The sequence below is a fragment of the Nocardia sp. NPDC058519 genome (assembly GCF_042719755.1).
GTDB lineage: Bacteria > Actinomycetota > Actinomycetes > Mycobacteriales > Mycobacteriaceae > Nocardia.
Genome location: NZ_JBHXNK010000014.1, coordinates 134,022 through 160,771, shown reverse-complemented (window position 1 = coordinate 160,771; position 26,750 = coordinate 134,022). Strand labels below are relative to the sequence as shown.

General features: G+C 68.8%; 19 protein-coding genes. 8 read left to right on the top strand and 11 right to left on the bottom strand.

What is annotated here, in order from left to right:
* Window positions 1–1,579, bottom strand: a 1,579-nt coding sequence (locus tag ACFWPK_RS17805; RefSeq protein WP_378916990.1) for a recombinase family protein, incomplete at its 3' end; no start/stop codon positions are given.
* Window positions 1,580–1,612: 33 nt separating this feature from the next.
* Complete coding sequence (locus ACFWPK_RS17800) at window positions 1,613–1,759, bottom strand: hypothetical protein (protein ID WP_378916987.1); 147 nt, start codon at window positions 1,757–1,759, stop codon at window positions 1,613–1,615.
* Between the two features lie 101 nt (window positions 1,760–1,860).
* Here ACFWPK_RS17800 and ACFWPK_RS17795 point away from each other — a divergent pair, with 101 nt between their 5' ends.
* Together ACFWPK_RS17795 and ACFWPK_RS17790 are read left to right on the top strand one after the other, a co-directional pair.
* Window positions 1,861–2,577, top strand: a complete 717-nt coding sequence (locus ACFWPK_RS17795) for an SDR family oxidoreductase (protein WP_378916986.1) — start codon at window positions 1,861–1,863, stop codon at window positions 2,575–2,577.
* Window positions 2,578–2,588: 11 nt separating this feature from the next.
* A complete protein-coding gene (locus ACFWPK_RS17790; RefSeq protein ID WP_378916983.1) occupies window positions 2,589–3,062 on the top strand; it encodes a hypothetical protein in 474 nt (157 codons plus the stop codon).
* Between the two features lie 13 nt (window positions 3,063–3,075).
* Here ACFWPK_RS17790 and ACFWPK_RS17785 read toward each other — a convergent pair whose 3' ends face one another.
* From ACFWPK_RS17785 to ACFWPK_RS17760, 6 genes are all read right to left on the bottom strand, one after another.
* A complete protein-coding gene (locus ACFWPK_RS17785; protein ID WP_378916981.1) occupies window positions 3,076–4,239 on the bottom strand; it encodes a hypothetical protein in 1,164 nt (387 codons plus the stop codon).
* A gap of 210 nt (window positions 4,240–4,449) precedes the next feature.
* Window positions 4,450–8,232, bottom strand: coding sequence for a multifunctional oxoglutarate decarboxylase/oxoglutarate dehydrogenase thiamine pyrophosphate-binding subunit/dihydrolipoyllysine-residue succinyltransferase subunit (locus ACFWPK_RS17780; protein WP_378916978.1), 3,783 nt, complete (start codon window positions 8,230–8,232; stop codon window positions 4,450–4,452).
* Between the two features lie 105 nt (window positions 8,233–8,337).
* A complete protein-coding gene (locus ACFWPK_RS17775) occupies window positions 8,338–11,943 on the bottom strand; it encodes an ABC transporter ATP-binding protein (RefSeq protein WP_378916975.1) in 3,606 nt (1,201 codons plus the stop codon).
* Complete coding sequence (locus ACFWPK_RS17770) at window positions 11,943–12,728, bottom strand: ABC transporter permease subunit (protein WP_378916973.1); 786 nt, start codon at window positions 12,726–12,728, stop codon at window positions 11,943–11,945. Before ACFWPK_RS17770 ends, ACFWPK_RS17775 begins: the two co-directional genes overlap by 1 nt.
* Window positions 12,725–13,687: an ATP-binding cassette domain-containing protein gene (locus tag ACFWPK_RS17765; RefSeq protein WP_378916970.1), complete on the bottom strand. Its 963-nt coding sequence runs from the start codon at window positions 13,685–13,687 to the stop codon at window positions 12,725–12,727. Before ACFWPK_RS17765 ends, ACFWPK_RS17770 begins: the two co-directional genes overlap by 4 nt.
* On the bottom strand, window positions 13,684–14,403 hold the full coding sequence (locus ACFWPK_RS17760; protein WP_378917023.1) for a hypothetical protein: 720 nt from the start codon (window positions 14,401–14,403) through the stop codon (window positions 13,684–13,686). The genes ACFWPK_RS17765 and ACFWPK_RS17760 overlap by 4 nt, the downstream gene beginning before the upstream one ends.
* A 174-nt stretch (window positions 14,404–14,577) precedes the next feature.
* Here ACFWPK_RS17760 and ACFWPK_RS17755 point away from each other — a divergent pair, with 174 nt between their 5' ends.
* Entirely contained in the window at window positions 14,578–15,372 is a 795-nt protein-coding gene (locus tag ACFWPK_RS17755) for an enoyl-CoA hydratase/isomerase family protein (RefSeq protein ID WP_378916968.1), read from the top strand.
* A 78-nt stretch (window positions 15,373–15,450) separates the two neighbouring features.
* A complete protein-coding gene (locus ACFWPK_RS17750; RefSeq protein ID WP_378916966.1) occupies window positions 15,451–16,701 on the top strand; it encodes a class I adenylate-forming enzyme family protein in 1,251 nt (416 codons plus the stop codon).
* A gap of 10 nt (window positions 16,702–16,711) precedes the next feature.
* Here ACFWPK_RS17750 and ACFWPK_RS17745 read toward each other — a convergent pair whose 3' ends face one another.
* Window positions 16,712–17,455 carry a tyrosine-protein phosphatase gene (locus ACFWPK_RS17745; RefSeq protein WP_378916963.1) on the bottom strand — a complete coding sequence of 248 codons (744 nt, stop codon included), beginning with the start codon at window positions 17,453–17,455 and terminating at the stop codon, window positions 16,712–16,714.
* A gap of 314 nt (window positions 17,456–17,769) precedes the next feature.
* Here ACFWPK_RS17745 and ACFWPK_RS17740 point away from each other — a divergent pair, with 314 nt between their 5' ends.
* Complete coding sequence (locus tag ACFWPK_RS17740) at window positions 17,770–18,306, top strand: TetR family transcriptional regulator (protein WP_378916961.1); 537 nt, start codon at window positions 17,770–17,772, stop codon at window positions 18,304–18,306.
* A gap of 45 nt (window positions 18,307–18,351) precedes the next feature.
* Window positions 18,352–19,530 carry an amino acid deaminase/aldolase gene (locus tag ACFWPK_RS17735; protein ID WP_378916958.1) on the top strand — a complete coding sequence of 393 codons (1,179 nt, stop codon included), beginning with the start codon at window positions 18,352–18,354 and terminating at the stop codon, window positions 19,528–19,530.
* A 7-nt stretch (window positions 19,531–19,537) separates the two neighbouring features.
* Here ACFWPK_RS17735 and ACFWPK_RS17730 read toward each other — a convergent pair whose 3' ends face one another.
* Together ACFWPK_RS17730 and ACFWPK_RS17725 are read right to left on the bottom strand one after the other, a co-directional pair.
* The gene (locus tag ACFWPK_RS17730) at window positions 19,538–20,158 is read right to left on the bottom strand and encodes a phosphoribosyltransferase (RefSeq protein WP_378916956.1); all 621 of its coding nucleotides are present in this window, start codon (window positions 20,156–20,158) and stop codon (window positions 19,538–19,540) included.
* A gap of 11 nt (window positions 20,159–20,169) precedes the next feature.
* Window positions 20,170–21,027, bottom strand: a complete 858-nt coding sequence (locus tag ACFWPK_RS17725) for a carbon-nitrogen hydrolase family protein (protein ID WP_378916953.1) — start codon at window positions 21,025–21,027, stop codon at window positions 20,170–20,172.
* Between the two features lie 62 nt (window positions 21,028–21,089).
* Here ACFWPK_RS17725 and ACFWPK_RS17720 point away from each other — a divergent pair, with 62 nt between their 5' ends.
* Both ACFWPK_RS17720 and ACFWPK_RS17715 read left to right on the top strand, forming a co-directional pair.
* Window positions 21,090–22,892 (top strand): DEAD/DEAH box helicase, encoded by a 1,803-nt coding sequence (locus tag ACFWPK_RS17720; RefSeq protein WP_378916951.1) that lies wholly within the window; start codon window positions 21,090–21,092, stop codon window positions 22,890–22,892.
* 134 nt (window positions 22,893–23,026) lie between these two features.
* The gene (locus ACFWPK_RS17715) at window positions 23,027–26,740 is read left to right on the top strand and encodes an AAA domain-containing protein (protein WP_378917021.1); all 3,714 of its coding nucleotides are present in this window, start codon (window positions 23,027–23,029) and stop codon (window positions 26,738–26,740) included.
* Window positions 26,741–26,750 lie beyond the last annotated feature (10 nt).

Below are 26,750 nucleotides of genomic sequence, written 5' to 3'. Positions count from 1 at the left end.
CGTCACCCACGACGCGGGCACCGGGGCCGTCCTGTACCCCCGTGCCGGTGCCGGGCGGTGTCGGGTTCTTGTCCACGATGCGGATACGGGACGGGTCGAAGACCGGTCCCGCGTGGGGGGCCGGGGCGATCTCGAGGCGCTTGCCGCGCAGCGCGCGTTTGATCATGGCGCGTTTGTCGGCGGTGCCCGCGTCCGCCCAATGCGTCTTCCATGCCTGTACGGACTCGGTCCGCGCCGTCACCGAGTCGTCGATGTCGTATTCGGCGTCGAGAGCGTCCAATTCGGCGTTGAGTTTGGTGATGCGGGCATCGACTCCGGCTATCACCGTGTCGTAGCGTTCCAGGCTGATCTCGCCGTTGCCCAACCGCGCCGACATCACCGTCGCGGTCTCGCGCGCTTCGGCCAACGCGTCCGCGATCGGGCGACGCCGCCGCGCCAGATCACCGGCGGCGGCGGCGAGCGCGTCGGCGTGGCGGGGATCGGACAAGATCGCCACCACCAGCGCACCCACCTCCCGATCCAACGTCCGCACATCGACCGAGATCCGGTTGCACCCACCCCCGGTCTGGCGTTTCTGGCAGTAGTAGCGGCGGCGCATTTCCCCATCGGGGTAGTTGCCCCCGTACTGCTTGCGACCGGTCAAACCCCGCCCGCACAACCCGCAATGCACCAGCCCCGAACACACATACTCCGCTGTCGGAGGCCGCCCTACCCGGGTGGTGTCGCGCAACACGCACAACCGCTCCCACTGCTGCGGGGTGATCAACGGATTCGCCCCGACCATCGCGGTGACGATTTCCCCGTGGTGGGTGACGTATCCGGCATAGCGCGGGTTCAGCACCAACCGTTTGACCTTTTCCCCGCTCCAGGCGTCGCCGGTGCGGGTCTTGATACCGCGCCGGTTCAGGTCCACCGCGATCGACTTGTATCCGATCGCGTCCTCTTTGGTGTTGGGCTCTCCCGCTTGCGTTTTGGTCTGGTTCTGGGCGTGCTTGTCCAGCACCCGGGCCACCACCTCGACCACGATCGCGGCTTCGGACTCGCGGACGGTGATCCCGTCTTTCTCGTACCCGAACGGGCGGTGCGAGTGGTTCGATTCTCCGCGTGCCACTTTCACGCGTTTGCCGCGTTTGACCCGCGAGGACAAGCGGTCCGATTCGTAGGCTGCCGCGTTGAGCTGGTCACGGAAAGTCTTGCGGCCGTTGGCTGTTTCGAGGTCGTATTCGCCCTCGCTGTCGAGCACGACCAAGCCTCGTTCAGCGGCCACGATCAACCGCTCACCCTCGATCGGGCGGCGGGAGAACCGGGCCATGTCGAACACCACCACCCCGCCGGTCTCCCCGGCCTCGAGGCGTGCCATCAGCCGATCCCACGAGGGCCGTTTCACGTTCGGGTCCCACGCCGACCGCCCGTCATCGACGTGCACATCCCCGACCGCCGCGTTCAGATCCTGGACCCGCACTGTGCAGTCATCGACCTGCCCGCCAGTGGACCGTTGCCGCTCGTCACCCACCCGCGACACCCGCGCGTAGATGTCCAACTCCAGACCATTACCGGCCGCTACCTGCGGTTTTGTCATAGCAATCACTCCCGAACGGTAGGGGGCCACTAATCACATGTTAGCCCCGGCCAGGCTCGCCACCTCCTCGCGCCGCAATCCGGGCACCTGCCTGCGTGATCCGCTCGGCAGTCCCGCGTCGGCGGGGCTCAGCCGAGAACGCGCGGTGCGCAGTACCGTCGCCAATTCCGCTCGGTCCACCTCTCCCATGGTGCCCCAGGCCGGGTGCGCGGGGGTGGTACCGCGAGTCCTATGCCGAGCCGGCACTGGAGGCCGCGCCGCATCGGCGGGAATCTGGACCGATGACAACAACGATTGCCCTGGTCACCGGGGCCAACAAGGGACTCGGACGCGAAACCGTTCGCAGGCTGGCGAGCAAGGGCTGGCAGGTGTTTCTCGGAGCGCGCGACACGGCCCGCGGGGAGGCGGCGGCAGCCGAACTCGTCGCCGACGGGCTCGATGTGCGGTTCGTGGCGCTGGAAGTGACTTCCGACGATTCCGTCGCCGCGGCCGCGGGCACGGTGAAGGCGGCGGCAGGCCGTCTCGACGTGCTGATCAACAACGCGGGTATCGGCGGCCCGCGCACCGCACCGGCCGACACCCGCCCCGACGATCTACGAGAAGTGTTCGAGACCAACGTCTTCGGGCCGATCCGCGTGACCAACGCCTTTCTGCCGCTGCTGCGCCTGTCCGACCATCCACGCATCGTGATGGTCTCGAGCGGGGTCGGTTCGATCGCGGTGATCACCGACCCGAAATGGCAGGGTCTGCTGCCGCCCGCGCTCGGCTATCCCACCACCAAAGCCGCGCTGAACATGCTCACCACCATGTACGCCAGCGGCCTGCCCGACATCCGGGTCAACGCGGTGGATCCCGGCTACACGGCCACCGATCTCAACGGCAACAGCGGCTTTCAGACCGTGGCCGAAGGGACCGACGCTGTCGTCGCCATGGCCTCGATCGAGCAGGATGGCCCGACCGGCGGATTCTTCGACAGAACGGGCACCGCCCCGTGGTGAGAGTATGCGCGGTGAAAGCGGGCGCACTGCTCGCTATCCTGCTCGCGGGCGTATCCGTCGCCGTTTATCTGATCAGATCGGACAATCCAGTGCCAGCGCACAATTCATCCCAGACCGTGCTCTCGATCGGTCTGCATCCCAGCGCCGTCGACTACTCCAACTACCCGAACCTCGACGAAGCCACGCTGACCGCCCGCATCGAGGCAGGCGAATCCGCTTTGCGCGCCGCTGGATTCGACCTCGTCTCCTGCCAGTTACCCGCCGATCCCGATGCGGCGGAGACGAAGTTGCGTGAGTGTATGGCGGGCGGCGCCTTTCGGGCCGCGATGATCGGCGCGGGGGTGCGGATGGCTCCCGAGCACACCCTGCTCTTCGAGCGGCTGATCAATGTCGCGGGCGAGCTGTCCCCGGGAATTCGGTTCTGCTTCAACACTTCTCCGGAGACCACGATCGATGCCCTGCGTCGCTGGGTAGAGCCGAGCTGAGCATCGAAAGGGGCTAGCGGTGACCGCCGCTGTGGTCGCCGTGCCCGCAGGTATCGGTGCGGCGGCCATCAGCGGAAGCCTGTCCCGCGCCATGGCCTTCGAGTGCCGCGAACGGACCGCACTGATGCGGGGCGATCCAGACGTGGACCATCGGGTTGCCCGAGCCGGGGTTGATGGAGTTGGGCGGGCAGTTGCCCTGGGCGTCGAGGACCCCGGCGACCACGGGACCGTTGTCGCCCGCCTTCCAGCAGAGGTTGTCGTGGACGTGCCACTGCATCAGGGAACCGCCGAAGTCCACCAGGGACGGGTCGTCGATTTTCTTGCCGTTGGCGATGTACATGGCCGAGACGAGAGTGCGGTCGGTGCCGTCGACCCGATAGACCAGCGATTCCGGGTGGGCGGGATCGAGGAAGTTGCTGTCGCGGATGTAGCCCATATTGATGTAGTGCTCGTAACCGGTCGCCGAGTCGCCGATCGAGCGGAAGCCGAGGGCGCCAACGGAATTCACGTCCGCGAAGGCGGGTAGGCCGTCGAGGGTGCGGCGAACCAGGTCGGTCGCGCGCGCCTGCTGATCGGCGTTCACGCCGGAGACGCCCGACAGGTCGATGGGTTCGGTCGGATCCCAGGGACGCGGCCAGGCCGGATCGGTGCCGTGGTCCTCGCCGTGTGCGTGCTCCTCGCCCGCGGCATGCGCGTGATCGCCGGTGTCGCCGTGACTGTGGACATGTCCGACACCGTTGAGCATCGCCGCCAGCGCGAGCACACCCACCGCGGCCGCCGCGATCCCCGACCGCATCGGCGGCACGGTGGCGGTGGGCCGCAGCAGGCCGATTCCCCCGGCGACAGCGGCCAGCGCGCCCAAAGCCGCGCAGATGGTGTCGGCCACCTGCGGTGACTCCGCGGTCAATCCGGCGATCCACGGCACATCGGCGAACCGCGTGAACACCCACATCGCGGCCGCGAAAGCGTTCACCGCGAGCATCGAGGTCACCACGAGCTTGCGCTCGCTCAGCAGTACCGCCAGCCCGGTCGCGCACTGGACCGCGGCGAGCACCACCATCAGCCGCGCCAGCGTGGCGTGCTCGGTGTGCATCCCGGCCGCCATGAAATGCACGGCGCCCGCCCCCACCGACGCGATCCCGCCCATCAGCAGGTATCCATTTCGCCCGTTCGCCATCACACGCTCCTGCTGTGTTTTTGGAGCGCTGGCGCGCTCGAGCGGGGCCCTTCGGGCCCCTTGGGGATTTCGTCGGACACTACCGGGGTTCACTAAGGCGCAGGTGCCGCCCGGATAAGAGAACTCTGTGACCCACGTCTCGCCCGGAAACGGCGAACGCCGGGTGGATCGCGATGATCCACCCGGCGTCGGTCGTGCTGCGAGAAGAACTTACGTGGTCGGCTCGAAAGCCTCGCCGATGATCTCGGCCTGTTCCACGGCGTGCACCTTCGACGAACCCGAGGACGGGGCCGACATGGCGCGACGCGAGATGCGGCGCAGGCGGCCGAGACGCTCGGGCAGCACCTCGGGGAGGTTGAGGCCGAAGAAGGGCCAGGCGCCCTGGTTGGCCGGTTCTTCCTGGACCCAGGCGATGTCGGTCGCGTTGGGGTACTTGGCCAGTGCCTCGTTGAGGCGGTACGTCGGGATCGGGTAGAGCTGTTCGACCCGGACGATGGCCACGTCTTCGCGCTTGTGCTTGGCCTTCTCCGCGGCGAGCTCGTAGTAGAGCTTGCCCGAGGTCAGCAGGATGCGCTTGACCTTGGTGGTGTCGCCGATGCCCTGTTCGTAGGTGGGCTCGTCGAACACCGAACGGAACTTCGACTCGGTGAAGTCCTTGACGTCGGACACCACAGCCTTGTTGCGCAGCATCGACTTCGGGGTGAAGACGATCAGCGGACGACGGATCCCGTCGAGCGCGTGGCGACGCAGCAGGTGGAAGTAGTTCGCCGGCGTGGACGGCACCGCCACGGTCATCGAGCCCTCAGCACACAGCTGCAGGAACCGCTCGATGCGACCGGAGGTGTGGTCGGGACCCTGACCCTCGTGGCCGTGCGGCAGCAGCAGCACCACGTCGGAGAGCTGGCCCCACTTGGCCTCACCGGAGGAGATGAACTCGTCGATGATCGACTGCGCGCCGTTGACGAAGTCACCGAACTGCGCTTCCCACAACACCAGTGCGTTGGGATTGCCCAGGGAGTAGCCGTATTCGAAACCGACGGCGGCGTACTCGCTCAGCGCCGAGTCGTGCACCGCGAACCAACCCGGCTTCTCCGAGCCGATGTTGTGCAGCGGGGTGTACTCGTTGGCGTTGATCCGGTCGATGATGACCGAGTGGCGCTGGGTGAACGTGCCGCGACGCGAGTCCTGACCGGTCAGGCGCACATCGTGGCCCTGGTCGATCAGCGAACCGAAGGCGAGCAGTTCGGCGAAGGCCCAGTCGACCTTGCCCTCGTAGGCCATCTCGCGACGCTTCTCCAGCACCGGCTTCACGCGCGGGTGCACGTTGAAACCGTCGGGAGTGTTCAGGAACGCGTCGCCGATGCGTTGCAGCACCGACTTGTCGACCGCGGTGACCACGGTGGCGGGCACCTTCTGGTCGTCCTCGACCGACTCCGACGGCTCCGGAATGTACTTCTCCAGCTCGCGGACCTCGTTGAACACGCGCTCCAGCTGACCCTGGTAGTCGCGCAGCGCGTCCTCGGCCTCTTTCATGGAGATGTCACCACGGCCGATCAGCGATTCGGTGTAGGCCTTACGCACCGAACGCTTGGTGTCGATGATGTCGTACATCTCCGGCTGGGTCATCGAGGGATCGTCGCCCTCGTTGTGCCCACGGCGGCGGTAGCAGACGAGGTCGATGACGACGTCCTTGCGGAACTTCTGGCGGAAGTCGACCGCGAGGCGAGCCACCCAGTCGCAGGCTTCCGGGTCGTCACCGTTGACGTGGAAGATCGGCGCGCCGATGAACTTCGCGATGTCGGTGGAGTACTCGGTGGAGCGGCTGTTCTCCGGCGCCGTGGTGAAGCCGATCTGGTTGTTCACCACGATGTGGATGGTGCCGCCGACGCGGTAACCACGCAGACCCGACAGGTTCAGCGTCTCGGCGACCACGCCCTGACCGGCGAACGCGGCGTCACCGTGCAGCATCAGCGGCATCACCGAGAAGCCGTCGGGGCCGTCGCCCTTGTCGAGCAGGTCCTGCTTGGCGCGCACCAGACCCTCGAGCACCGGGTCGACCGCCTCGAGGTGCGAGGGGTTGGCGGTGAGCGAGACCTCGATCTCGTTGTCGCCGAACATCTGCAGGTACTGGCCGTGCGCACCGAGGTGGTACTTCACGTCGCCGGAGCCGTGGGTGGCCGCCGGGTTCATGTTGCCCTCGAACTCGGTGAAGATCTTCGAGTACGGCTTGCCGACGATGTTGGCCAGCACGTTGAGGCGACCGCGGTGCGGCATGCCGATGATGACTTCGTCCATCCCGTACTCGGCGCACTGGTCGATGGTGGCGTCCATCATCGGGATCACGGCTTCGGCGCCCTCGAGCGAGAAGCGCTTCTGGCCGACGTACTTGGTCTGCAGGAAGGTCTCGAACGCCTCGGCCGCGTTGAGCCGGTTCAGGATGTACTTCTGCTGCGCGACGGTCGGCTTGACGTGCTTCTGCTCGACCCGCTCCTGCATCCACTTGAGCTGATCGGTCTCGAGGATGTGGGTGTACTCCACACCGACGTGGCGGCAGTACGCGTCACGCAGGATCGACAGCACATCGCGCAGCTTCATCCGGTCCTGGCCGTGGAAACCGCCCACGTCGAAGGTGCGGTCCAGGTCCCACAGGGTGAGGCCGTGCTCGGTGACGTCGAGGTCGGGGTGGCTGCGGAACTTGTCCTTGACCAGGCGCAGCGGATCGGTGTCGGCCATCAGGTGGCCGCGGTTGCGGTAGGCCGCGATCATCTCGAGCACGCGGGCGCTCTTGTCGACACCGCGCGCGCTGATGTCCTTGCGCCAGCGGATCGGCTCGTACGGCACACCGAGGCCGTGGAAGATCTCGTCGTAGAACTCGTCGGAGATCAGCAGGTTGTGGATCGTGCGCAGGAAATCGCCCGACTCGGCACCCTGGATGATGCGGTGATCGTAGGTCGAGGTCAGCGTCATCAGCTTGCCGACGCCGATATCGGCGATCCGCTCGTCGCTCATGCCCTGGAACTCGGCGGGGTACTCCATCGCACCGGCACCGATGATCGCGCCCTGGCCCGGCATGAGGCGCGGCACCGAGTGGACGGTGCCGATGGTGCCGGGGTTGGTCAGCGAGATGGTGACGCCGGCGAAGTCGTCGGCACCGAGCTTGCCCTCGCGTGCGCGGCGCACGATGTCCTCGTAGGCCGCGTGGAACTGACCGAAGCTGAATTCCTCGGTTTCCTTGATGGCGGCGACGACCAGCGATCGGTTGCCGTCCTTGCCCGCGAGGTCGATCGCCAGGCCCAGGTTGGTGTGGGCCGGGGTGACCGAGTTCGGCTTGCCGTCGATCTCGGCGAAGTGCCGGTTCATGTTCGGGAACGCCTTGATCGCCTGCACGATCGCGTAACCCAGCAGGTGGGTGAACGAGATCTTGCCGCCGCGGGTGCGCGCGAGGTGGTTGTTGATCACCAGGCGGTTGTCGATCATCAGCTTGGCCGGGATGGCACGCACCGAGGTCGCGGTGGGGATCGTCAGCGAGGCCGACATGTTCTTGGCGATGGCGGCGGCGGGGCCGCGCAGCACCTTGTTCTCCGGGCCCGCGGCAGCAGCCTTCGGCGCGGCGGTGGCCGGTGCGTTGGACACCGGTGCAGGTGTGGTCTGCGGTGCGCGCACGGTCTTGGCGGCCGGAGCCGGAGCCGGAGCGGGGGCCGGAGCCGGAGCCGCGGCGGGCTTCGGCGGTGCCGTCGCTACCACGGCTTTGGGAGCCGGGGCCTGAGCAGCTGCCGCCTTGGGTGCCGCGGCTGCTGAAGGAGCGGAGGAGGCGACCGGTGCCTGACTGTTACCGGATTCGGTTGCTTCCGGCGTGTAATCCGCGAGGAACTCGTGCCAACTCGCGTCGACCGAGGACGGGTCCTGTTTGAACTTCTGATACATCTCGTCGACTAGCCACTGGTTCTGTCCGAACTGGGAAGTTGAGCTGCTCACAGCTGGTGTTCGCCTCATTTCGTTCTTCGCGCTGCGACGTTTGTGACGTGCCCGGCAGGGGAATCAGCGGATGGCTGCCGATGCGCCCTCACCGAGCATATGCCCAGCGGTTGACAGGCGTCGCTACCGGTCTTGGGTCGACACTATGCCCTCTGCCTCTGTGCCCGCCGCCCAGAGTCGGGAGTAATGACCCTTACTGGCGAGTAGGTCCTCCGGCGCGCCGAATTCCACGATACGGCCGTGCTCGACCACCGCGACCAGATCGGCGCGCGCCGCTGTCGCGAGCCGGTGCGCGACCACGACGGTGGTCCGGCCTCGAGCCAGCGATCGGCTCGCTACCAGCACCGATGCCTCGGTTTCCGGGTCGAGTGTGGAGGTGGCCTCGTCGAGCAGGAGCAGGTCGGGATCGACCAGTTCGGCCCTGGCCAGGGCGATCAGCTGGCGTTGCCCGGCCGACAGTCCACGTCCGCGTTCACCCACCGGGTGGTGCATTTTCCTGGGTAAACCGTCGATCATTTCCGTCGCGCCGACTTTGTCGGCCGCGATCGCGATGTCCACTGATGTGGCAAATGTTTGCCCGAATGCAATGTTGCTCGCCACGTCGCCGGTGAACAAGTGAACTTCTTGTGGCACGATTCCCAGCCGCTTCCGGAAGTCGGTGAGCACAAATTTACGAAGATCGACGCCGTCGACCCGGATCGCGCCCGCCGCCGGCTCGGGTGGGAGGTCGTAGAGGCGGGCCAGCAGCTTCACGATCGTCGATTTGCCCGCGCCGGTCGGGCCGACGAGTGCCAGGGTCGCGCCAGGCGGGACGGTGAAGCTCACGCCGTCGAGGGCGGGCGCGCTCGCGCCGGGGTAGCGGAATCCGACATCGTCGAAGACGATCTCGCCGTGCAGCCGGTCGACGGGAATCGCGTCGGGCGGGTCGGCGGCGATCGACGACGTGGTGCGCAGCAGTTCGCCGATGCGCCGCAGACCGACTCTGGCCTGCTGATAACCGTCGAAGACCTGGGACAGATCCTGGATGGGACTGAACAACAGACCCAGATAGAGCACGAAGGCGACGAGCGTTCCGGTGGTCGTGCGCCCGTCGGCGACGGCATTGGCGCCCAGATAGACCACGACGGCCAGGGCCAGATCGGCCCAGGCCAGGCCGAAGGAGAAGTAGGCCGCGATCGCGCGCTGGGCCCGGATCCTGGCATCGCGGTAGCGGTGGGAGTATTCGGCGAAGCGGCGCGCGGCGGCCGGCTCGTTGCGGGCGGCCTGCACGGCGCGCAGGCCCGCGATGTTCTCCTGGAATCCGGCATTGACCGCCGAGACCCGTTCGCGCGAGACGGTGTAGGCCACCGAGGACACCCGACGGAAGGCCAGGGTGGCCAGCAGCATCGGCGCCACGGCGACCAGCACCACCAGGGCCAGCCCGGCATCGATGAAGAACAGCCCGATGGTGACGCCGATCAGGGTGATCACCGCGACCAGCCCGGTCGCGACCCCGGTCTGCAGGAACGTCGACAGCGCGTCGACGTCGGTGGTCATCCTGGTCATGATGCGGCCGGACAGTTCATGTTCGTAGAAGTCGAGGCCGAGCCGTTGCAACTGGGCGTAACTGCGCACCCGCAGCCCGAACAGCACTCGCTCGCCCGTGCGCGCGGTGAGCACGGTGACCGCGGCGCCGACCACCAAGCCGGCCAGCACCAGACCGATCCCGATCACCGCCGAGACGACGAGCGCGGTGTCGTCGCCCGCGGTGACACCGGTGTCGATGGCATAGCGGACCAGCGGCGGGAAGGCGATGCCGAGCAGCGCCTCGACGATGAGCAGTGCCACGACCACACACACCAGCCCGCGAACCGGGCGCAGCAGCGCGCGGAGCCCGAAGTCGGGTTGGGGTGCGCGCAGGTCGCCGGGCAGTGCGGGGTCTTCGGTGGCCGGTGGCAGGGCGTCGACCGCGGCACGCAGTTCCGGTGTCGCGCTGAGGTCGTTCGACGCCGACGACATCGACCGCGGTGTGCCGGAGTCGCCGAGGCGCTCTTTCATCGCGGGCGCCGTCGGCACCACCGATCCGGTGGGTGCGGGCAGCCGGATGACGCGGTCGGCCTGGGCCAGGGTCGATTCGCGGTGCGCCAGGATCAGCGTGGTCCGCCCGCCCGGATCGGGCAGCCTGCGGAAGATCTCGGCCTCGGTGACGGCGTCGACCGCGGAGGTGGCGTCGTCGAGCACCAGCACGCGGGGCCGGGTGAGCAGCACCCTGGCCAGGGCGATGCGCTGACGTTGTCCACCCGACAGGGTCAGCCCGCGTTCGCCGATGACGGTGTCGTAGCCCTCCGGCAGTGCGGCGATGAACTCGTCCGCGGCGGCGGCCGTCGCGGCGGCGGTGATCTCGGCGTCGGTGGCATCGGGCCTGCCGAGCGCGATATTGGCGGCGATGGTGTCGGAGAACAGGAACGGATCGTCGAAGACGACACCGACCGCGCCGCGCAGCTCGTCGGCGCGCAGATCGGCCAGGTCGACCCTGGTGCCGTCGGTGCCGACGAGATTGATCCGGCCCGCGTCGGGCGCGTAGAAACGTGGCAGCAGCAGCGAGAGCGTGGACTTGCCCGAGCCCGCCGGGCCGATCACCGCGACCGTCTCGCCGGGGCGCACGGTGAGATCGAGTTCCTGCAAGACCGGTTGGCCTGCCTCGAAACCGAAACTGACGGCATCGAATTCGATCCCGAGTGGTCCCGGCGGCAGTTCGGTGGGGTCGTCGGGATCGACGAGGACCGGCGCCGCGTCGATCACCTCGAAGACCCGGTCAACGGCGGCTCTGGTGAGCTGGGCCATGATCAGCACCGAGGTGATCGTGCGGGCCGAGGACGTCATCGTGGCGAGATAGGCGGTGAACGCCAGGAAGGTGCCGATGCCGATCGCGCCGTGCGAGGCGAGCACCCCGCCGACGATGATCACCGCGACCAGCCCGGCCTGCGGCAGCGCCGACACCACTGGCGCGAACCTGGCATTGATCCGCGCGGCGCGCATCCGCTCCGCGAACAGCAGACGACCGTGCCCCTCGAGGATGTCGACCATCCGGGACTCCTGCCCGAAGCCCTTCACCACCCGGACACCGGTCACCGTCTGCTCGACGTGTTCGGCGAGGTCGGCCGCGCGCTGCTGGGCCGACCAGGTGGCCGCGTAGAGCCGGGGCCGCATCCGCAACACGATCACCGCCATGGCGGGCGCCACCAGCAGGGCGGCCAGTGCCAGCGGTGGACTCAACCACACCATCACCACCGCCGACAGCACGAACTGCAATACCGCCAGCCCCGACCACGGCACCATCGCCAGCAGCCCCTGCACGAGCTGGAGATCGGTGATCGACCGCGACACCACCTGCCCGGTGCGAATCGCGTCCTGGCCCGCGCCGTCGAGGCGCTGCAGGGCGGCGAGCAGCGAAATCCGAAGGCTGTGCTGCACTTCCAGCGACAGCTTGCCCGCCCAGAGCCTGCGCGCGAAAGTGACCACGAACCTGGTCACGGCCAGCACGGCGAGCAGGGCTGCGGCACCGCCGATCACCGAGGTGTCGCCCACCTGGGCGGCGTCGACCGCGCGTTTGGTGGCCAGCGGTGCGGCGATCGCGACGGCGGCACCGGCCAGCACCGAGACCACGATGCCCGCCAGCAGCCGGGGATGGTCCAGGCACAGGCGCCACAGCCTGCGGATCCACCCGGACGAACCCGCGGTGGCGGGCACTACAGGTCTCGGTTGCGCAGGTCCCACCACCCCACGACGCCGACCGCTGCGGTCCACAGCACCAGCACCACCAGTGCCGCCGGCGTCGGCGCGAAGACCTCGGCCTCGTCGAAGGAGCCCGCGCTCACCCCGGCGACGGTGGCCGAGACGGGCAGCAGCGCGGCGAATCCGCCCGCGCCGAAACCCTTGGCCACCAGCCAGATCAGCGGTTCGAGCGCGAAGGCCCAGCCGAGCACCAGCCACACGGCCCCGCTGAACGTGCGCAGCAGCAGCCCGACGCCCGCGCCGAGCACCGCCCAGCACATGGCCACGAGCAGCCCGGCGGCGAGCACCTCGATCAGCTGCCAGCCGAGTTCGAACTTCCCGCGCGCCGCGACCAGCAGCACCAGCAAGCTCACCAGTTCGGCGACCAGCGCGAGCGCGAACGCGAACGCGGCGGTTGCGACGTATTTCGCGGTGACCAGCCGGTCGCGATCGGGCGCGAACAGCACGGTCAGCGCCATGGTCTTGTGCCGGTACTCGCCGCCGGTCGAGGCGATGCCGACCAGCGCGGCGACCACGAAGACCGCGATCATCCCGAGGTAGAGACCGATCGTGGCGGCACCGGTCTCGGGCTGGCCCTTCGGATCGACGGGTCCCGACATGATCGCGGTGATCAGCGTCCCGACCAGCGCCAGCGCCACCGGCGCGGCCAGCAGCAGCCGGGTCTGGCGCAGCGCGACGACCTTGCGCGCCTCGGTGTCGATACCGGGAACGAGATCGGCGGGGATCACGGAGGTGGTCATCGGGGCATCCCATACGTGGTCGGCGCCGGGGCGTACGCGGCGGGATTCGGCGCGGGCACGGTGTGCCGGTGGCGGCGCGGTTTGGTCAGCGAGGCGAGCACCCGATCGGGGTGGATGGGGTCGGCGACGATGCTGCCGATCCGGACCTGCGCGAGCTCGGCGATCGAGCGGATGGTCGCCTCGCTCGCCTCGGCCACGGCCAGGCGTCCGTCGGGCCGCATCACCGCGTCGGTGAATCCGCGCCCGGCCAGCGCGGTCGCCAGCGCGATGGACGGGGACGCGGCGACAACGAGCCGGTCGGGATGGCCGCGGCGGAGCTTGGCCGGTGTGCCCTGCCAGACGACAGTGCCCTCGCTGAGCACCACGAGTTGATCGGCGCTCGGCACCACATCGGCCAGGGCGTCCGAACTCACCAGCACGGTGCCGCCGCGGGTCACGTGGCGGCGCAGCAGATCGTGCAGCCAGCCGCGTTCGATGCCGTTCGCGCCCGCGTACAGATCGTCGAGCACGAGCAGCGGGGGATCGGCGAGTAATGCCATCGCCAGGGCCACACGCGTCTGCTGGACCGGATGTAGCTGGGCCACAACAGTTTCGGCGACGGCAGTGAGTCCGGTTTCCTCGAGCACCGAGGCGACCCGGCGCCGCGACGCGCCCGCGACCGGCACGTAGCTCCACAGCTGATCGCGCACGGTGCGGGCCGGATGCAGTCCGCGCGGACTCAGCACCGCCCCGACCGCGGCGGGCCCACGGCCGCCGCCCTCGATACTGCCCGTGGTCGGCTGCTGTAGCCCCAGCACCATCCGTAGCACTGTCGACTTGCCCGCGCCCGCGGGCCCGACGAGCGCGGTCACGGAACCCGCGGGCACGGCGAAGTCGATCTCGTGGACCGCGCTCACCGGACCGAACTGTTTGCCGACGCCACGCACCAGCACGGCGTCACCGCTGCGGCCCTTGCTCACTTCTCGGTCACCTTGCCGGTGCCGATCGCGGGCAGCGGATCGGCGTCGATCACGTTGTGCAGCGGGGTGGGCCACATCGCGGGCGCGGGCCCGAAAGCCTTGTGCGCGTTCTCGATGGTGACCTTGCCCAGCGCCCGGTTGCCCGCGCCACCGATCGCGGCGCCGATGCCGGCGGGCAGCACCTTGCCCGCCATCAGCGCGACCCGCTTGGTGATGAACCGCTTCATGAACTGCTGCAGCAGTTTGCTGTTGATCCCGCCGAGGCCGGGGACCTTGGTAGCGAGCTGACCGGCCCAATTCTTGGACTGGCTGCCCAGCCCCTTCTGCACGATCGCCATTCCGGCGTCGCCGAGCACGACGGCGAGCACCAGCGCGCGCCGGGCTTCCTTGTTCTCCGGCTCGATGCCGTGCACCGCCGCCTGGGCCAGGGTGAACAGGGCCGACGCCTCCATGAAGAACACGGTCTCCGCGCTGACGGCCCCGAGCGCGGCGATCGTGCCGATTCCGGGCACCGCCGCGGTGGCGCCGACCGCGGCACCGCTGCCGGTGACGGCGAGCAGGTACTGCTTCTCCAGCCGTGCCACGATCTGCGCCGGACTCTCCCCGGGATGACGCTCACGCAGGAACTCGACATAGCGGCGTACGGCCGGCGCCTGCAGCTTGGACCCGGTGTCGAGCACATCGACCACGGCTTTTTCGATCGCGTTCTTGAACACGGCGTCGTCCTCCTCTTCGCCCCAACGAGTCGAACTGTAGGGCACTTCCGTACCCCAGAGCTCATCATGTCAACGACCACCGACAGCCCGCGGTTCCGTGACGTGCGTGACCGGTTCCTACCGGCCGGTCCGACTAGCTCTGTCGGTCTCGGGCCCGGGTTCTACGCTGAGCCGATGAGTGGAAACCAGCCAACCCGACTGTCGCGCGAGTTCACCGAAGCCGGTGCCGAGTTCGCGACGATCACCATCGACCACCCGCCGCTGAACCTGTTCGATCGCAAACTCCTCGCCTCGTTGATCGCCGATATCGCCGCGGTGACCGCGCTGCCGCCGCGTGCGTTGCTGATCAAGGCGCAGGGCAAGGTCGTCTCGGGCGGTGTCGACGTGAACATCTTCGACGGCCGCACCGTCGAGGAGGGCGCGCAGCTGTGGCGTGAGCTGTTCGAGCGGATCATCCACCCGCTCGAGGCGCTGCCGTGCCCGGTGGTGTTCGCCGCGCACGGACTCACGCTGACCGCGGCCTTCGAGATCTCCCTCGCGTGCGACTTCATCCTGGCCGCGCCGAAGGCGAAGTTCGGTCTGGTGGAGACGGTCGTGGGGCTGACGCCGTCGATGGGCGGGCCACAGCGGCTGGCCGAGCGGGCGGGTTCGGGCCGCGCCCGCGAATTCGTGATGACCGGCGACCTCTACGACGCGGCGACGATGGCCGAGTGGGGCGTGGTCAACGCGGTCCACGAGGACCTGGAAACCGCCACCGCTGCGCTGATCACCCGCCTCGCCGAGGGACCGACCCGCGCGCACGCCGCGACCAAGCAGATCATCGGCGCGTGGCGTTCCGGCGGTGTGGCACACGCGGATTCGGTGACGCCCGAGGTCTCGGGCGAGCTGTTCGGCACCGCGGACCTGCGCGGCGCGGTCCGCAGTTTCCTCGATGTCGGACCGGGCAAGGCGACCTATCGCGGCGAATGAGCACGCCGAGTGCCTGACAGCGGTGTGATCCACGTCATATAGTCACAGGTGCGGCTGTATCGACGTACGGAGGTCCGGATGGGTCATGGCGAGAACGAACCGGGCGCGGCCGTCTTCGAGTTCCCCGCCACCAGTGCGGCAACGCAGCTGCGGCGGGGCTCCGACGGCGTGCTGCGCTACGGCAACCTCAGCCCCGCCCTCACCGAACTGCTCGACCTGCGCGTGCACTCGTTCACGAATCGGGAGGCGGTCGTCGAGGTCGGCGGCCCGCGCCTGACCTACCGCGAACTCTGGCACAGCGCCTCGCGGATCGCGGGCGGCCTGCAGGACCACGGAATCGGCTACGGCGATCGGGTCGCGGTGCACATGCCGACCAGTGCGCGCTGGGTGCAGGCGTTTCTCGGCGCGCTGCTCTCGGGCGCGGTGCCGGTACTTGTACCCGACGCCCTGCCCGCTGCGATCGCCGACCGGGTAATCGCCGACAGCAGGGCCGATTTCGTGCTCGGCCCCGACGGACCGCTGCCCGACAGCACCGCCTACATCGATGACGGTGCGGCTCTGGATGATCCGGCCCTGCTCTGTTACACCGGCGCCGCGGCTCGCCGACCTGTGCCCACCGGCGTCGAGCTGACCAATGAGAACCTGCTCTCGGCGGTGTCGTCGGTGGTCGGCGCGCTCGGGCTGCCCGCCGACGGGTTGCGCAATCTGGTGTTGCTGCCGCTGGCCCATGCCAGCGGGTGCGTCGACCAGCTGCTACCCACCTTCGCCGTCGGCGGCACGGTCGTCCTCGCACCGGGTGCCCGCCGGCTCTCCGACGTACTGGTGGCCGAGCGGATCGATACCGTCTCGGCCACGCCGCGGATCTTCGCGGGACTGGTGCCCGAACTCGTCGCCCGTCGTACCGGTGCCGGGGTGCGCCGGATCAGCAAGGCCTGTCACCGGTCCGAACGCGCTGCCGCGGCGGCCCCCGCCACCCTCGCCACCGCGTTGCGTGGGCTGTTTCCCGCCGCCAAGCAGTGGTCGGTCTGGGGGGCCACCGAGACCAGCGGCATCGGGCTGATGGTCGACGACACCGAGCTCGCCGACTCCGAGGCGACGCTCGGGTTCGCCTTCGGTGGAACGGAATTGGCGCTGTTCGGGCCGCATGCGAGTGCCGGTCGTGGCGAATTGCTGTGTCGTGGACCGAATGTCAGTCGTCGCTACTGGAACAACCCCGGTGCCTCGGCCGCGCGGTTCAGCGGGAGCTGGTTCCACACCGGCGATTTCGTCAGTATCGACGCTGACGGTTTGGTTCGGGTGGACCCAGCTCGCCGGGTCAGTGGGCTGTGATCGGCGCTGATCACACCAGGCGAGATCGCAGTGCCTCCCGCAGGCTGCCGGTGAGGCCGACCGTCACGAGGTAGGTCTCGATGTCGCCGTGGATCTCGCGCACGCTGGCGTCGGCGGTGCGCAGGTACTCCTCGCGCACGCCGAGCAGGTCCGCCGACAGTGCGTCGCCGTTGCCGATCTTCGGTTCCAGCAGCCTGCGCAGCGGCTCGACGGCCGCGTTGCTGGCCAGGAAGTCGGTGTACACGTCCTCCTCGGTGACGCCGACGGCGCGCAGCAGCGTGGCGACCGCCCAGCCGGTGCGGTCCTTGCCTGCCGCGCAGTGCACCAGGACCGCGCCGTCGCCGCGCACGATCGAGCCGGCCAGTTCGGCGATCGCGGTGTGCGCCTCGGGCAGCGTCGGGAAGGCGCGGTAGACCTCGACCATGTGTGCGAACGCGGAGACGGTCTTCGCCTCGTGTGGCGGAGCCTCCTCCATGCGCGAATCGAACGGCGTCACGTGCAGGCGCACGTCGTCGGGCAGGGTGTCGTGGCCGATGTGGTCGATCTCGACGATGCCGCGCAGATCGTGCACATCGGTGACGCCCAATTCGCGCAGGGTGTCGTGGCCCTTGTCGTCCAGACCGCTCAGTTGGGCCGACCGAAGCAGTACGCCGGGGCGCACCGTGGTGCCGTCGGCGGTGCGAAGGCCGCCCACATCGCGGAAATTGAAGGTGCCGCTGAGAGCGAACTGATCGGCAGGAGGCGAGAGAGTCACTTGACCAGGTTATCGGCGACTCCGGCGCCGCCGCGCCCGAGTTCGCGGATCGGTCATCGGATGTGTTGCGTCCGTTCCGCTGGGTTCCACTGTGCCGTCGCCCACACCTCGGGAGCTGACCTGGGCATACTTGTACAATCGACCAGATGCGCGGATTCCGGCGCGGGGGTGTCGGATATCCAGGAATGCGACAAATTGAGGCCGTATGGTCGGTTTTACAAAAGGTCGCATTCGGATAACAAAACAATCTTTCAGTCTGAAAAGGATGGCTGAACCAGTTCGTGAATCCTGAAAATCTTCTAAGATCGAGCTCGGTGACCACCAAGCTCGCATCGCCGCGGGCAGCGAATTTTGTTGCCGAGGAGTCGTCGTTGAGCGCCAGCCGTGAACTAACTGAAATTTCGCTACGGCCCGCCGTATGTGATGCCGTCGAACAAGCCGCCGCCAGTTCGGACGCCACCGGCGTCCGGGCGCTGCGGGTGTTCCTGCATGCCGGGCTCAGTACCTACTGGCCGTTGGTGAAGGCCGCCCCCGCCCGGCGAGTAGCCGCCTATGAGGCCGCGTTGCAGAGCTTGCGTCAGCGGTGGGCGCCCTCGGGCGACACCATCGGCGATCCGGCCGCCGTCGCGATGTTCCGCGAGATGGACGACGAGGCCGCCGACTTCCTCGGGATGTGCGCGCGCCTGTCCGGCACGCAGTGGCTCGAGCCGGTCGATTCGGTGGCGGGTTACCTCGTCTCGGTGTTCCACGGCGCGGTGCTGCGCTGGCTCGCCGATGGCAACGACGAGACCATCCTCGTGGTGATCGACGACCTGGTCGGCTGCCTGACCCTGAAGGCCGTCGAAAGCTGACCCGCAATGCTGGACGACTGACCAAATAGGTGGTTCAGTAGTCGGGTGACCCAGACGACATCGCTGCACCATCTGCACGCGGCGACCGCGGAGCTCGACCCGCCGCTGGCCGCCGTCGACCTCACCGCGCTCGACCGCAACGCCGCCGACCTGGTTCGGCGGGCGAACGGCATCGCGGTCCGGGTGGCCAGCAAGTCGGTGCGCTGCCGGGCCGTGCTCGAGCGGGTGCTCGGTGACGGACTCACCGCCCGCGACGGCTTCGCCGGGATCATGGCGTACTCGCTGCGCGAGGCCATCTGGCTGGTCCGCCTCGGCGCCCGCGACGTCCTGCTCGGGTACCCGGTTCTCGACCGGGCCGCCCTGGCCGAGCTCGCCACCGCCCCGAACCTGCTCGCCGCGATCACGCTGATGATCGACGATGTCGCCCAGCTCGAACTCACCCGCGCCGCGTTGGGTACCGACCTGGTCCACCCGCGCGTCTGCCTCGATGTCGACGCCGCCCTGCGCATCGGCCCCCTGCATCTGGGTGCCCGGCGCTCGCCGGTGCGCAGTCCCGAGCAGGCCGACGAGCTGGCCGCCGAAGCGATGCGCCGCGGGTTCGATGTGGTCGGCGTGATGACCTACGAGTCGCAGATCGCCGGTCTGCCCGACAGCAATCCGGCGGTGCGCGTGGTGAAACGCTTGTCCGCCATCGAGATCGGGCGCAGGCGCACCCGGGTGCTCGACGCGGTACGCGCGGTGACCGGCCCGCTGGAGATCGTCAACAGCGGCGGCACCGGTTCGATCGAAGTCTCGATCACCGATCCCGATGTCACCGAGGTGACCGCCGGTTCCGGCCTCTACGTGCCTACCCTGTTCGACCACTACCGCTCGTTCACCCCCCGCCCCGCCCTGTTCTTCGCCACCCCGGTCCTGCGGAAACCCACCCCGACCATCGCGACCGTCTTCGCGGGCGGCTACATCGCCTCGGGTCCCGCGGGACCGAGTCGCGTCCCGGTTCCCGTGTGGCCCGCGGGTCTGAAACTGCTCGGCTCCGAAGGTGCGGGGGAGGTCCAGACCCCCCTGGCCGGTGGCGCGGAACTCGAGATCGGCGACCGCGTCTGGTTCCGCCACGCCAAGGCGGGCGAGCTCTGCGAACGCTTCGCCGAGATCCACCTCATCGATGAATCGGGAACGCGCACAACCGTTCCCACCTATCGAGGCGAAGGGCAGTGCTTCGGCTGAGTTCGTCTCACCGCAGCAGCTCGATGACCTCCTCGTCCTCGAGCTGATGGAAATCGCGGTATGCCATGCCGACTCCGCCCAGGTCGGCGGGCGTCCACAGGCAGATGAGTTCATCGCATTCGCGCTCGACCCGGCGTGCCGCCTCGGGCGAGGACACCGGCATGGCCACCACCAGCCGATCGGGTCGCTGCGCCCGCGCCACCCGGCACGCGGCCACCACCGTCGCCCCGGTCGCCATCCCGTCGTCGACGATCACCACCGTGCGTCGCGCCAGGGGAATCGGATCGCCGACCCGCAGGATCTCCTGCCGACGGCGCAGTTCGGCCCGCTCGGCCAGCTCCACCTCGTCGAACGCCTCGGTGCTCACTCCGCTGCGATCGACCACATCACGATTGAGTACCAGAAGTCCGCTCTCCCCGAGCGCCCCCATCGCCAGCTCCGGCTGCCAGGGCAGTCCCAGCTTGCGCACCAGCAGCACATCGAGTTCCCCGCCGATCGCCGCGCTCACCGCGGCCGCGACCGGCACACCCCCGCGTGGCAACCCGAGCACCAGCGGGCGGGTGGCCCGCAGGTGTTCGAGGGCCGTGCCGAGGGCGCGGCCCGCCGCCGTGCGATCCGGGTACACCATCGCCTCGAACGCTACTCCGCTGCCGACGCCCCGGAAATGGTGAAGCGTCGCAGCGACAGGCTGGGGTTGGCGGTGCGCACCCTGGCCAGATGCGCTGGATCCACCGTCGCGGTGAGGACACCGGGATCGTCGCCGAGTTCGGCCAGCACCGTCCCCGCCGGATCCACGATCATCGACGCGCCCGCACCGCGCGGCGCGCACTGATCGGCCGCCGCCACATAGACCGTGTTCTCGATGGCGCGTGCCCGCAGCAGCGTCGTCCACTGGTCGATCTTGGCCGGTCCCGGAATCCACTGCGCGGGCAGCAGCAACACGTGCGCGCCCGCCGCCGCGACACGCCGACACCCCTCCGGAAATCGCAGATCGAAACAGGTCTGCATGCCGAATATCACACCGTCGACGGCGAAGGTCGCCGGCGCGACGAGCGGACCCGCCGCCACCACGTCCGATTCCAGATGTCCGAACGCGTCGTACAGATGCACTTTGCGATACACCGCGACGCGCGCGCCGTCGGGCCCGTGCGCGACGAGCGTATTACTGATTCGCGTCGCCCCCGGTGATGGCAACTCCACCACTCCGGCGACCAGGAACACTCCGAATTCGGCTGCGAGCGCGGAGAGCCCGGTGGTGAAAGGGCCGTCGAGCGGCTGTGCGATCGCCAGCACCCGCTCATCCAGCCGGGTCACAGCGAACATCGAGTATTCGGGCGCGAGCACCACGCGCGCACCCGCCGCGGCCGCCGTGCGCACGTGTTCACGCAGGGTCGACAGATTGGTTTCGGGGTCGGTTTCGGGGGCGAATTGGACCACCGCGATCCCCACTGTCACCGGCGTAAGTTCCTGATGTGCTGACCCGTCGCGCAGTTGCATAGGTCTCACCGTATTCACCTGGTGGTTGGGACAGCTACCGCCAGGCAGTAAACTCGTGGTCAATGAGTACAAATGAGGTCGACAGCGTTCCTGCCGACGACGACAGGAACGACACCGGCCCGACTTTCGCCGATCTCGGGATCGATGACCGCGTGCTGCGGGCCATCGCCGATGTGGGCTACGAGTCGCCGTCTCCGATTCAGGCGGCGACGATTCCCCCGCTGCTCTCCGGCGCCGACGTGGTTGGCCTGGCCCAGACGGGCACCGGCAAAACCGCGGCATTCGCGATCCCGATCCTGATGAACCTGGATACCGCGCAGAAGAAGCCGAGCGCCCTGGTGCTCGCGCCGACTCGTGAACTCGCGATCCAGGTCGCCGAGGCGTTCGGCAAGTACTCCTCGCACATCCCTGGTCTGCATGTGCTGCCGATCTACGGCGGGCAGAGCTACGGCGTGCAGCTGTCGGGTCTGCGCCGCGGCGCCCACGTTGTCGTCGGTACGCCCGGCCGCGTGATCGACCACTTGGAGAAGGGCACGCTGGATCTGACCCAGCTGCGCTACCTGGTGCTCGACGAGGCCGACGAGATGCTCAAGATGGGCTTCCAGGAAGACGTCGAGCGCATCCTGCGCGACACCCCCAAGGACAAGCAGGTCGCACTGTTCTCGGCCACCATGCCGGGCGTGATCCGCAAGATCTCCAAGCAGTACCTCAACGACCCGGTCGAGATCACGGTCAAGTCCAAGTCGCAGACCAACACCAACATCACCCAGCGCTATGTGCAGGTGTCGCATCAGCGCAAGCTCGACGCCCTGACTCGCGTGCTCGAGGTCGAAGCCTTCGAGGCGATGATCATCTTCGTGCGCACCAAGCAGGCCACCGAAGAACTGGCCGAGAAGCTGCGTTCGCGTGGGTTCTCCGCCGCGGCGATCAACGGTGACATCGCGCAGAACCAGCGTGAGCGCACCATCGGCCAGCTCAAGTCGGGCTCGATCGACATCCTGGTCGCCACCGATGTGGCCGCGCGTGGTCTGGACGTCGACCGCATCTCGCACGTGGTGAACTACGACATCCCGCACGACACCGAGTCCTACGTGCACCGCATCGGCCGCACCGGTCGCGCGGGCCGTTCGGGCGAGGCCCTGCTGTTCGTCGCCCCGCGCGAGCGTCACCTGCTCAAGTCGATCGAGCGGGCCACCAAGAGCGCGCTCACCGAGATGCAGCTGCCCTCGGTCGATGACGTCAACGCGACCCGCGCCGCGAAGTTCGGTGACTCGATCACCGAGAACCTGTCCTCGGACAACATCGCGCTGTTCCGCAAGCTGATCGAGGACTACGAGGCCGAGCACAACACCCCGCTCGCCGATATCGCCGCGGCACTGGCCGTCGGTGGCTACGACGGCGACAACTTCTTCATGTCGCCCGAGCCGGAGCCCGCCCCGCGCCGCGAGCGTGACTTCGATCGCGACCGTGAGCGCGCCCCGCGCCGCTACGACGACGAGGACCGCGCCCCGCGTCCGCCGTCGTTCAACCGGGAGAACGGCGAAGAACTCGCCACCTACCGGATCAGCGTCGGCAAGCGTCATCGCGTGGTCCCCGGTGCGATCGTCGGAGCCATCGCCAACGAGGGTGGCCTGCGTCGCAGCGACTTCGGCCACATCAGCATCCGGCCGGACTACAGCCTCGTCGAGCTGCCCGCCAACCTGCCCAACGAAACCCTGGAAGCCTTGCGGCGCACCAGGATCAGCGGTGTGCTGATCCAGCTGACGCCCGACCAGGGCGCACCGGCGCAGCGGCTGAACGCTCGTGGCCCGCGCCGCGACCGCGAGGCGCGTCCGCGTACCGAACGGCGCAAGCCGCGCACCTGAGCCCTGCTCGTGGGCGCCGGGGCCGAGGTCAGGCGCATTTCGCCCTGTCCGCGGGTAGTGCCCTGGTCTCTCGCAACGCTGGTTAAGGTGTTGGGCGTCGGGTGTGCGTGAACACAGGAGGGCCGCGCTTGTTCGTGTCCGGTGATCGGGTGGTCGGTGCCGTCGGCGATCTCGCGCGCGCGGCGAACTGTGAGTTCGCGGTGCTGCGCGGAATCGACGCCGCTCTCGGCAACCTGCCCGGGGTACCCGACACGACCGTGCCGCTGTTGCGCACGGCCGAACCGTCCGCCGAACTGGTCGCGCACTTCGGTGACAGGCTCGTCCGGATTCCGTCATCCGAGGTGGCCTGCGGCGATCCGGCCGCCCGGATCGCGGCGCTGACATCCGCCGCGGAGCACACCGCGCGAGCGCTGAGTTCCGGCGCCGAGGCCATCGTCGGCGCGGTGTTCTTCGACGGTCGATTCGCCTGTGGCGCGGATCTTCTGGTCCGTGGTCCCGCCGGCTACACCGTGCACAATGCGCTCGGCCAGGATTCGGTCGGCGTGCCAGGGTCGCCGCGTCGTCGTGATGCCGGAACGCCACCGGCAGGGTCGCGCGATGATTCGGTGTCGGCGGACGAGGAGTTCAGCGGTTTCGTCGGATTCGCTGCCGACAGCCGGGTGCTTCGTCGCGAATTGGCCGCGGGCCGGACGCCTTTCGAGCGGGTCGCGGCGTTGGTGCAGGCCGTCAAGGTCGATCCGGCGCGCGAATTGCTGGGTGCTCGCCTCGAATTCGCGGCGTGTGCGCAGGCGCTCGCCGCGGCAGGGGTCGGCGTGGATCGTTGGGCCTATCTCTGGACGGCCGATGGTGTGCGGCGTGAGGTGAGCGACGAACTGGCGCCGGTGTATTCGGCGCGCCGGGCTCGGGTGGAGCAGATCATCGAGGACAAGCTGGCGGAATTGCTGCCGGTCCAGTGGGGTGATCCGCGCTATCTGGCGTGCGGCCGGTGTCCCAGTTGCCGTGCGGCGGCGGCGAACGCGCGAGACCTGTTGCTGGTCGCGGGAATCCGCCCCACCCAGCGCGCCAGGCTGCGCGAGGCGGGCGTGCTCACGATCGACCGCCTCGCCACCACCAGCACCCCTGTCCCCGGCCTCGCTCCCCGCACGCTGGCGGGCCTGCGCAAACAAGCCGACATCCAGCTCGTTCGCGAACGCACCGGCCGGCCCGCCTTCACCCTCCGTGACGCCACCGCGCTCGGCGCCCTGCCCGCCCCACGCCCCGGCGACCTCGCCCTGGTCATCGACCTGGACCGGCACGGCACGATCACCGGCCTCGAACTCGCCGATGCCACCGCCATCGTCTTCCGGCCGGTCGTCGCCGGTGTGGAGCAGCCCAACAACATCAGCTACCGCCCCACCGTGCCGGTCGGTCCGACGGATACGAACGCGGTGGTCTTCGGCCCGGCGGGCGTCGAACCGGCGAACGCGGCGGGCTATCCCAGTGCCGACCCGTCGGACGCGGACACCATCTCCTTCCGGCGCATAGTCGTCGACGACTCGGTCGACGCGCCTGCCGCCGATCCACGCCCGGCCGGTGTCGATCCGGCACCGCGCAGCCCGCTCGGCTTCGGTTACGCGGGTGGTCCGTCGACGCAGGACGGCGGGGTGCTCGAGGAATTGCTGGAGATCATCGCGGAGCATCGGGCGGCGGATCCGAATGTGCGTGTGTACCACTACGGTTCGGACATCCGGACGGCGCTGCTCGATTGGGCGGGTCAGCTCGGAACCGGTGCCGATCTCCTCGATGAGCTGTTGGCCGATCGAGCGCTGGTCGACCTGGCGCCGATCGTGCGCACCGCGCTGCTGATCGGTGAACAGTCCTATGACGCGGCGGGACTCGCCGCCTTGCTGCCGGATACGCCCGGTCGTGCGGCGACGGTCCTCGGTATCCGCGACTGGCTGCTCGATCGAGCGACCGAGGCGGGAATCACGGTGCCGGGCACTCGGTTCGCCGTCGCGGAATCCGATGTGCCGCCCTCACTGCACCCCGGCTCGCTGGAAGCGGCGCTCAGTGAGTTCGCCGCTGACGCGCACGGAGATTCGGCGCGCGCCGCCGCACTGACGGCCGCGATCCTCGGCTATCACCGGCGTGAACGGCAGCCCCGCTGGTGGGCCCACATCGATCGGCTCGGCCATCCGGTCGGCGACTGGGCCGACGCACCGGGCGTGCTCGTCGTCGAATGGGGCACCGTCGACACCAAATGGCATCGCACGCCGCAACTTCCGACGATGCGCCGCTACCTCACGCTCACCGGCAGGCTGGGCACGGGCGCCACGCTCACCCCTGGCACGCAGATGGTCACCATCTACGACGGTGCCGCCGCGGCGGGCATGACCCAGACGCTCGGCCGCCGCGCCACCGCCACCGCCACCGTGCTCGGGTGTGCCGTCGACCCGAACTTCGACGACACCGTCCGGCTGGAAGAACTGCTCCCGGCAGGCTGCCCGCCCTACGACGACCTGCCCGCGGCCATCGCCCCCGGCCCGCCCGACGGTGAGGCCGAGATCGAGGCCGCGCTGGAGTTCACCGCCCAGGACCTGCTGATGAGCCTGCCGTGGGTGCCGGAGAACGCGGTCTACGACTTGCTGTTGCGCCGAGCTCCACGGCTGCGCGACGGGATGGCGCTCCCGCATCCCCACGATGACCTCGGCGCCGTCCTCGCTCACGCGGTCGGTGCGCTGGACGCCTCGTACCTGGCCGTGCACGGCCCGCCCGGCACCGGCAAGACCGGGATCACCGGGCGTGCGCTCGAGCGGCTGGTCACCCGGCACAAGTGGCGGATCGGGGTGGTGGCGCAGTCGCACGCGGTGATCGAGCGGATCTTCGACGCGGTCGTCGAGGCGGGGCTGCTGCCCGAGCTCGTGGCGAAGAAGGACGTCGCCTCGGTCGGCCCCGATTGGGTAGCGATTGATGCCACGCGGTATCCGCGATTCCTCGACAATGCTGTCAACGGTTGCGTGATCGGCGGCACCACCGCGGATTTCGTCGACGACCGGCTGATCGCGCCCGGCGCCCTCGACCTGCTGGTGATCGCCGACGCCGGCGAATGCTCGCTGGCCGACACCGTCGCGGTCGCGGTGAGCGCGCGCAATCTGCTGCTGATCGGCGACCCCGTCCCGGCCAGGTCGCTGGCGAAACATCCACAACCCGTGCAGGTCTCGGCCTTGGAGTGGCTGTGTGAAGGGGCGGCGACGCTGCCCGTCGACCGTGGCTACTTCCTCGACCGCACCTGGCGTATGCACCCCGCGATCTGCGAACCGGTGTCGGCGAGCTGCTACGACGGCCGACTACGCGCGGACGAGGCGATCACCCTGACAAGGGATCTGGCAGGGATCGCGCCCGGCGTGAGCACAGTGCTCGTCGAGCACCGCGGCAGCGCCACCGAATCCGACGCCGAGGCGCGCGAAGTGGTGCGCCGGGTGCGCGTGCTGCTCGGCGAGACCTGGACCTCCGACGGCGGAACCCGCAAACTCCACCCGCACGACATCTTCGTCGTCGCCCCCTACGCCGCCCAGGTGGCGCGCATCCGAACTCTGCTGGCTCGCGCCAAGATCGAAGACGTGCTCGTGGGCACGCCCGACCGCTTCCGGGGTCGCGAAGCCGCGGTGGTCCTGCTGTCGATGACCACCTCGACCCCCGCCGACGCACCCTTCGGAATGCGACCCCTGTTGTCGCGCACCGTCATCCACGCGACCCTTTGCCGAGCCATGTGGAAGGCCATCGTCATCCGCTCGCCCTTGCTCACCGAGTACCTTCCGGATACTCCGGAAGAGCTGGCCGACCTGGCAGGGTTCCTCCAGCTCGGTTAGCCGGGGGTAG

What these genes read in the sequence shown, in the direction of transcription:
- ACFWPK_RS17730 (WP_378916956.1), bottom strand. Translation starts at nt 20,158, where the DNA reads ATGGTGTACCCGGATCGCACGGCGGCGGGCCGCGCCCTCGGCACGGCC.
- ACFWPK_RS17785 (WP_378916981.1), bottom strand. Translation starts at nt 4,239, where the DNA reads ATGGCGAACGGGCGAAATGGATACCTGCTGATGGGCGGGATCGCGTCG.
- ACFWPK_RS17795 (WP_378916986.1), top strand. Translation starts at nt 1,861, where the DNA reads ATGACAACAACGATTGCCCTGGTCACCGGGGCCAACAAGGGACTCGGA.
- ACFWPK_RS17770 (WP_378916973.1), bottom strand. Translation starts at nt 12,728, where the DNA reads ATGACCACCTCCGTGATCCCCGCCGATCTCGTTCCCGGTATCGACACC.
- ACFWPK_RS17750 (WP_378916966.1), top strand. Translation starts at nt 15,451, where the DNA reads ATGGGTCATGGCGAGAACGAACCGGGCGCGGCCGTCTTCGAGTTCCCC.
- ACFWPK_RS17725 (WP_378916953.1), bottom strand. Translation starts at nt 21,027, where the DNA reads ATGCAACTGCGCGACGGGTCAGCACATCAGGAACTTACGCCGGTGACA.
- ACFWPK_RS17780 (WP_378916978.1), bottom strand. Translation starts at nt 8,232, where the DNA reads ATGAGGCGAACACCAGCTGTGAGCAGCTCAACTTCCCAGTTCGGACAG.
- ACFWPK_RS17755 (WP_378916968.1), top strand. Translation starts at nt 14,578, where the DNA reads ATGAGTGGAAACCAGCCAACCCGACTGTCGCGCGAGTTCACCGAAGCC.
- ACFWPK_RS17720 (WP_378916951.1), top strand. Translation starts at nt 21,090, where the DNA reads ATGAGTACAAATGAGGTCGACAGCGTTCCTGCCGACGACGACAGGAAC.